At 68.8% G+C, this 6,676-nt stretch carries 7 protein-coding genes; 1 reads left to right on the top strand and 6 read right to left on the bottom strand.

The annotated features are described in order from the left end of the window. Nucleotides 1–958 (bottom strand): precorrin-6y C5,15-methyltransferase (decarboxylating) subunit CbiE (cbiE, locus tag JNN06_RS00115; RefSeq protein ID WP_291237569.1); only part of this gene is annotated, 958 nt, incomplete at its 3' end. On the opposite strand from cbiE, the gene JNN06_RS00110 reads away from it, so the two are divergent. Then, on the top strand, nucleotides 957–1,703 hold the full coding sequence (locus JNN06_RS00110) for a cobalt-precorrin-6A reductase (protein ID WP_291237568.1): 747 nt from the start codon (nucleotides 957–959) through the stop codon (nucleotides 1,701–1,703). The genes cbiE and JNN06_RS00110 overlap by 2 nt on opposite strands. Here JNN06_RS00110 and cobJ read toward each other — a convergent pair. The 5 genes from cobJ to JNN06_RS00085 form a co-directional block, all read right to left on the bottom strand. Further along, nucleotides 1,676–2,413: a precorrin-3B C(17)-methyltransferase gene (cobJ, locus tag JNN06_RS00105; RefSeq protein ID WP_291237567.1), complete on the bottom strand. Its 738-nt coding sequence runs from the start codon at nucleotides 2,411–2,413 to the stop codon at nucleotides 1,676–1,678. The genes JNN06_RS00110 and cobJ overlap by 28 nt on opposite strands. Further along, complete coding sequence (locus tag JNN06_RS00100; RefSeq protein WP_291237566.1) at nucleotides 2,410–3,150, bottom strand: precorrin-2 C(20)-methyltransferase; 741 nt, start codon at nucleotides 3,148–3,150, stop codon at nucleotides 2,410–2,412. The genes cobJ and JNN06_RS00100 overlap by 4 nt, the downstream gene beginning before the upstream one ends. 2 nt (nucleotides 3,151–3,152) lie before the next feature. Beyond that, on the bottom strand, nucleotides 3,153–3,782 hold the full coding sequence (locus JNN06_RS00095; RefSeq protein ID WP_291237565.1) for a precorrin-8X methylmutase: 630 nt from the start codon (nucleotides 3,780–3,782) through the stop codon (nucleotides 3,153–3,155). After that, nucleotides 3,782–4,906, bottom strand: coding sequence for a precorrin-3B synthase (cobG, locus tag JNN06_RS00090; RefSeq protein WP_291237564.1), 1,125 nt, complete (start codon nucleotides 4,904–4,906; stop codon nucleotides 3,782–3,784). Before cobG ends, JNN06_RS00095 begins: the two co-directional genes overlap by 1 nt. Beyond that, nucleotides 4,903–6,676: cobaltochelatase subunit CobN (locus JNN06_RS00085; protein ID WP_291237563.1), on the bottom strand; the 1,774-nt coding region annotated here is incomplete at its 5' end. The genes JNN06_RS00085 and cobG, both read right to left, overlap by 4 nt.

Here is a 6,676-nt window from a genome sequence, read left to right as displayed (position 1 = left end):
GATTGCCGCCGCCGCCAATGAACACTGCATCGGGCAGCGGCAGCCCGTCCAGCGCCTCGGGCGCGCGGCCTTCGATGACATGCAGGCGATGCGACAGGCCAAAACCTTCCGCATTGCTGCGGATATTCGCCACCCGCGCAGGCTTGGCCTCGATGGCGATGGCGCGCGCGCCGGCCAGACACCACTCGACCGAAATCGAGCCCGAGCCGCCGCCAATATCCCACAGCACCTGCCCCGGGCGCGGGGCAAGCGCCGAAAGGGTCAGCGCCCGCACCGGGCGTTTGGTGATCTGGCCGTCATGGGCGAAACAGCTGTCCGGCAGGCCATTGCTGCGCGGAAGGCCCGCTGCGCGCGGCAGATCGGCCCCATCCAGCGCCACAGCGACGGGGGCGAGAATATCTGACAAATCAGTGCCTTGGCGCACCCTCTCTCGGGGGCCACCCATGGATTCGCAAACCGTGATCTTGCTGGCCGCAAAGCCGTTTTCGGCCAGCCAAGCCGCCAATGCGGGCACTGCGGCCGCATCGCGCAGCGTGCAGATCACCCGCACCCCGCGCGCCAGCACCGGGCGCAGCCGGGCAAAGGGCGCAGCATGGAGGCCCAGACATTGCACCTCCTCCAGCCGCCACCCCATACGCGCCGCCACCAGCGAGAACACCCCGGCCACCGGAAAGGCGCGCCATTCCTCTGGCCGCAGCTCCGACGCCAGCGAGCCACCGGCGCCAAACCAGAACGGATCGCCCGAGACCAGCGCCGCCACCCGCCGCCCCCGGCATGCCAGCAGCGGCGCAAGGTCGAAGGGCACCGGCCAGGCCTGCCCCGCCACGCCGCACAGCGCCAGATGGCGGGGTGCGCCGAACACCAGCTCGGCCCCGGCCAGCGCCTGACGGCTTGCATCCGACAGGCCCGCCGGTCCATCTTCGCCCAGACCGATGATCGAAAGCCAGGGCTCAGCCATGACACGCATCCTTTTGCTGGGCGGCACCACCGAGGCCAGCGCCATGGCCCGTCTGCTGGCCCAAGCCGGGCGTCCGGCGGTGTTTTCCTATGCCGGACGCACCGCCGCGCCCGTGGCACAGCCCCTGCCGATCCGCGTGGGCGGGTTCGGCGGCGTGGAGGGTCTGACCGCCTATCTGCGCCGCGAGGCGATCAGCCATGTGATCGACGCCACCCATCCCTTTGCCGCGCAAATGAGCCGCCATGCGCAGACGGCCTGCGCCCTGGCCGGCACGCCCCTGATCGGGCTGGAGCGCGCCGCTTGGGCGCCCCAACCCGGCGACGCATGGCGCCAAGTGCCTGATATTCAAGGCGCTGTCGATGTGCTGCCCGAGGCCCCGGCCCGGGTGTTTCTGGCGATTGGCAAGCTGCATCTGGCCCCCTTTGCCGCGAAGCCACACCATTACCTGCTGCGTCTGGTCGACAGGCCCGAGGCTCCGCCTTTGCCCGATTGCACCGTGATCGTGGCGCGCGGCCCCTTCGATCACGCTGCCGATCTGGCCCTGATGCAGGCCCATGGCATCACCCATCTTGTCGCCAAAAACGCAGGCGGCGCGGGGGCCGAGGCCAAGATCACCGCCGCCCGCGCGCTGCGCTTGCCGGTCATCCTGATCGAGCGCCCGGCCCTGCCGGGCAGGCACCTCGTCAGCACGCCCGAGGCAGTGATGGCCTGGCTCGCTCATGCGGAAACCGAGCGCGGCGTGTAAATCCACCGTCCGACCCGCCGTGTCGCGGCATTGCCCACAATCACCACCGTGCGCATATCGGCCATCTCGGGCAGAGCCTCGGCCAGCGTGACGGTCAGCAAACGCTCCTCCGGGGTGGAGACCGCGCGGGCGAATGTGATCAATCGTTCACGTTCGCATTCCTCGCGCAGGATGCGCAGCACCTCGGTAAACTGGTGCGGCCTGCTGGCCGAGCGCGGGTTATAAAAGGCCATGGCAAATCCGCCCCTTGCGGCATGGCGCAAGCGGCGTTCGACCTCGGAAAACGGCTTGAGATTGTCGCTCAGGTTGATGGCGCAGAAATCATGGCCCAAGGGCGCGCCCGCCCGCGCCGCTGCTGCCAGCATCGCCGTGATGCCGGGCAGGATGCGAATATCAAGGTCGTGGCAATCGGGCCGCGCCTCCATCCCCTCGAACAGGGCCGAGGCCATGGCGAACACGCCGGGATCGCCCGAGGAGACAATCACCACCCGCCGCCCCGCCTGCGCGAGGGCGATGGCGTGGGCGGCCCGGTCCAGCTCCACCCGGTTGTCACTGGGATGCAGCACCAACCCCTCGCGCGGGGCGACGCGAGCGACATAGGGGATATAGCCAATCACATCCGTGGCTTGCGCCAAGGTTGCCGTCACCTCAGGTGTCACCAGCGCCTCGGCGCCGGGGCCAAGGCCTGCCACTGCAATCCAGCCGCTCATTCTGCACCCTCCGCCACCGGGCGGCGGCCATGGCCATGCACCACGACGATTGCGAAATAGGGGCAATCCTCGGTGTCCACCTCGGCCAGACGCTGCATCCGCTGGCCGGGCATGGTGCCGCGCTCGATCAGCCAGGCATCCTGCAACCGCCCCGCCGCCGCCAAGGCATTGCGGACGCGCGGCAGATTGCGCCCGGTTTTCATGATCGCCAGCGCGTCGGATTGCTGCATATGGCGCAGCAGATCGGCCTCTGGCAGCGTGCCCATCAGCACGGTCAAAACATCATCACCCCATGTCACTGGCTGCCCCGTGGCATGCCAGCAACCCACCATGCCCGGAATGCCGGGGATCACCTCGACCGGCACCACATCCTTCAGCCGCGTGTAAAGATGCATAAACGAGCCATAGAAGAAGGGGTCGCCTTCGCATAGGACCACAACATCTTGGCCTTCCAGCACCAGGGCCTGCAAACGCGCCGCCCAGTCATCGTAGAAATCGGCCAGCAGGCGGTTATAGTCGAGGCTGTCGAAGGGGATCTCGGTCGTGACCGGATATTCCATCGCATGTTCCACCGCATCGCTGCGCAGCATGCCCTGCACGATGGCGCGGGCCTGCCCCTGCCGCCCGGCCTTGCGGAAATAGGCGATATGGGCGCCGCCCCGAATGGCCCGGTCAGACCGGACCGAGATCAGGTCAGGGTCGCCCGGCCCAAGGCCCGCGCAGATGATCCGGCCCATGGTCACTCCTTCCGGCTGGCAAGCGCGTTGATGGCGGCCACCGTGATGGCCGAGCCGCCAAGTCGCCCCTGCACGATCACGCTGGGCACTGGCGGGGCCGCCATCAGCGCATCTTTCGATTCCGCCGCACCGATAAAACCCACCGGGCAGCCGATGATCGCCGCCGGGCGCGGGCAAGCGGGGTCTTCCAGCATGTTCAGCAGGTGAAACAGCGCCGTCGGCGCATTGCCGATCGCCACCACCGCCCCCGCCAGATGCGGTCGCCAAAGTTCCAGCGCGGCGGCGCTGCGGGTGTTCTGCATCTGCGCCGCAAGGCCCGGCACGGCGGGGTCATGCAGCGTGCAGATGACCTGATTGCCGCGCGGCAAACGGGTGCGGGTGACGCCTTCGCTGACCATGCGCGCATCGCACAGGATCGGCGCGCCGTCTTCCAGCGCGGCCCGGGCTGCAATCGCCATGCCGGGGGTGAAACGCACATGGGTTTCCAGCCCCACCATCCCCGCAGCATGGATCATGCGCACCACCACCACCTCCTCCTCGGGGGTAAAGCGGGCAAGATCGGCCTCGGCGCGGATCGTTGCGAATGATTGTTCATAAATCTTCGCGCCATCGGTTTCGTACAGGTGCGGCATTACAGAAGCCCTTTCAGGTCAATATCTTGCGCGGCAAGGCCACGCTGGCCGGGCGCATCTTGCGCCGTGCCGTTGAGGATCAGATCAAAGCCCGCAGGCGTGGCCACCAGTGTCACCGCCGCCCGCCCCGGATGGGCACAGCCCTTGGCGCAACCACTGAGGTGCAGGACGCCCGCCTTATGCTGCGGCGCAAGGCGGCGTGCCAGATCGCGCAGCGGGGCATGGGCTTGCAGGCAGCCCGGCGCGCCGGTGCAAGCCTCGACCCGGCGCAGCGGATCGGCAGGATCAAGGATCAGGCCGGGCAGCCGGGGCAAGGCGCGCGCGCCCTCGATCAACAGCATCCGCCAAGGCGTGACGCGCAAGGCGCCAAGCCCGGCCAGTGCATGCAGCGTTTCCGCCTGCATCTGGCCAAATTCCAGCGCGACCAGCACCCCCTCCGGCTGCAAGCCGGGCTCGGGCCTGCGCTGCGCTGCGGCAGGCGCTGCCGTCGCGCCCTGCGGGGCGAGGCCGCGCGCAATCAGTGCGGCCATCCGTCCCCGGCCATCGCGCATGCCGCCTTGCGCCAGGAACCAGCGCGCCAATGTGACCGCCTGTTCAGCAGCGGCATCAGGGAGAATCGGCAGGCCATACGCCATGCCGTCGCAGCGCAGCAAAAGCCCGCCCGCCCCGTCACGCTCCAAACGGATGTCGGCGGAAATATCCTGCAAGATCGGGGCCTTGCCGGTATCTACCGCAAAGCCGAACTTGCCGGGAAGGTCAGGGCCTTGCCGCAGGGCCTGCGTCAAGGCCCGCGCCAGGGCCAGCGTTTCGGCATTGGCAAAGGGGGTGACAAGGATATTGCGCCGCGCCTCGGCCTGCGCATCGTCATCCACCAAATCCAACGCCCGCAAATCGGCAATCAGCGCGGCATGATTGGCCTGCGACACACCGCGCAGCTGCAGATTGCCGCGCGCCGACAGGTCGATCAGCCCATTGCCATGCCGCATGGCAGCATCAGCCAGCCCTTGCGCCTGCGCAGGCGTCATCCGCCCCAGCGGCGGCCGCACCCGCACCACCAGACCATCGCCCGACATCATGGGTCGCAGCGCGCCGGGGCACCAGCCTTGCACCGTAAACCCGCTCATACGCCCAGCCTCGCCGCGATAGAGTTGCGCCGCGTCACCCAAAGCCCTGCCTCATGCAAGCGGAGAAACAGGTCGCGCAGCGCCTGAAGCGCGCCGGGGTTCTCACGCGCCATGAACGCCACCACATCCTCGCGCCCCAAGGTCGCTTCGTGATACAAATCAAACAGATGCGTCGGCACGACACCGGCCAGATGAGCAAAGGCCGCCATGTGATCCAGCGTGGCCGCAATCTCGGCGGCCCCGCGGAACCCGTGGCGCATCATGCCATCGGCCCAGCCCGGATCAGCGGCGCGGGCGCGGGTGACCCGGGCGATTTCCTCGGTCAAGGACCGCGCGCGCGGGCGGTCGGGCTGCGTGATGTCGAGATGGTAAAGCGCGGGCGCCGCCGCCCCAAGCCGCGCCAAGGCTGCGGCAAACCCGGCCTCATGGGCCGCATAATCGGCGGCCAGCAGCAGGTCGCTTTCGGGCAAATCCTGCGCATGCACAAAGCTGTCGGCGCTGCGCAACCGCGCCTCCAACCCGGCGCGGTCACTGCGGCTTTGGCCATCGGCGCCGATGGCCCAGCTGGAGGCTGCAAGCCAGGCCTCGCCCGCCGCCGCCCGCGCTTCTGCCGAGAAATCATCCTGCGCCAGCCCCAAGCCATACTGGCCGGGACGCGGGCCGAAAACCCGTGCGGTGGCAAGACGATAGGGGTTGTCTTCGGCGGCCTCGTCCCGCGCTGCCAAGGCCTGCGCGCCGGTTTCAAACAGCGTCGCAAGGCCGGGGAACACGTCGCGGAACAGGCCCGAGACCCGGAGTGTCACATCAATGCGGGGGCGGTTCAGCAGGGCCAGCGGCACCACCTCCACCCCCGAAACCCGGCCCGAACCGGCATCCCAGACCGGCGCAAGGCCAGCCAGATGCAGCGCCATGGCGAAATCTTCGCCCGCCGTGCGCATGGTCGCGCTGCCCCAAAGATCGACGACCAGCCCGCGCGGCCAATCGCCGTGATCCTGCAAATGGCGGCGCAGCAGCTCTTCGGCCAGTTTCACGCCTTGGGCATGCGCCGCGCGGCTGGGAACGGCGCGCGGGTCCACGGCGAACAGGTTGCGCCCGGTCGGCAGCACATCGCTGCGCCCGCGATGGGGCGAACCCGACGGCCCCGCCGCCACGCGCCGCCCGGCAAGCGCCGCCAGCAGCCCGGCGCGCTCGCCTTCGCCCTGCCCGAAAACGTGCAGGCCGTCGCCATATTGGCTTTCCTTGATGTCGCAGACGAAGCGGTCGATCCGCGTCATCGCTTCGGCGGCGCTGGCACCGGGGGGCAGGCCCAGGTCTTCCTCGACGCCAAGCGCCTGCGCCTCGCTGCGGATGGCGCCGATCAGCCGGTCGCGCCGGGCCGGGTCCAGCCCGTCGGCGGTGGAGTATTCATCCAGCAGCCGTTCCAGCCGCGCCATGCCCTCGGGCAGGGCCGATTGCGCCATGGGCGGCGGCAGGTGGCCCAGGGTCAGCGCTCCGATGCGGCGCTTGGCCTGCGCGGCCTCGCCGGGGTCATTCACGATGAAAGGATAGATCACCGGCAAGGGGCCGATCAGTGCCTCGGGCCAGCAAGCCTCTGACAAGGCGACAGATTTTCCGGGCAGCCATTCCAGCGTGCCATGTGCGCCCATATGGATCAGGGCATGCACCCCCTGCGCGCGCAGCCAAAGGTAAAACGCCACATAACCATGGCGCGGCGTGCGCGACAGGTCGTGATACTCGCCGTCCCGCAGCGCCACATCGCCGCGCTCGGGT

The organism is Gemmobacter sp. (genome assembly GCF_016792925.1).
Lineage (GTDB): Bacteria > Pseudomonadota > Alphaproteobacteria > Rhodobacterales > Rhodobacteraceae > Gemmobacter.
Note: the sequence above shows the minus strand (reverse complement) of the source record. Positions and strands in the feature narration are given on the sequence as shown.

Coding starts and splice junctions, on each gene's coding strand:
- JNN06_RS00110 (WP_291237568.1), top strand. CDS start 957: ATGACACGCATCCTTTTGCTGGGCGGCACCACCGAGGCCAGCGCCATG.
- cobJ (WP_291237567.1), bottom strand. CDS start 2,413: ATGAGCGGCTGGATTGCAGTGGCAGGCCTTGGCCCCGGCGCCGAGGCG.
- JNN06_RS00100 (WP_291237566.1), bottom strand. CDS start 3,150: ATGGGCCGGATCATCTGCGCGGGCCTTGGGCCGGGCGACCCTGACCTG.
- JNN06_RS00095 (WP_291237565.1), bottom strand. CDS start 3,782: ATGCCGCACCTGTACGAAACCGATGGCGCGAAGATTTATGAACAATCA.
- cobG (WP_291237564.1), bottom strand. CDS start 4,906: ATGAGCGGGTTTACGGTGCAAGGCTGGTGCCCCGGCGCGCTGCGACCC.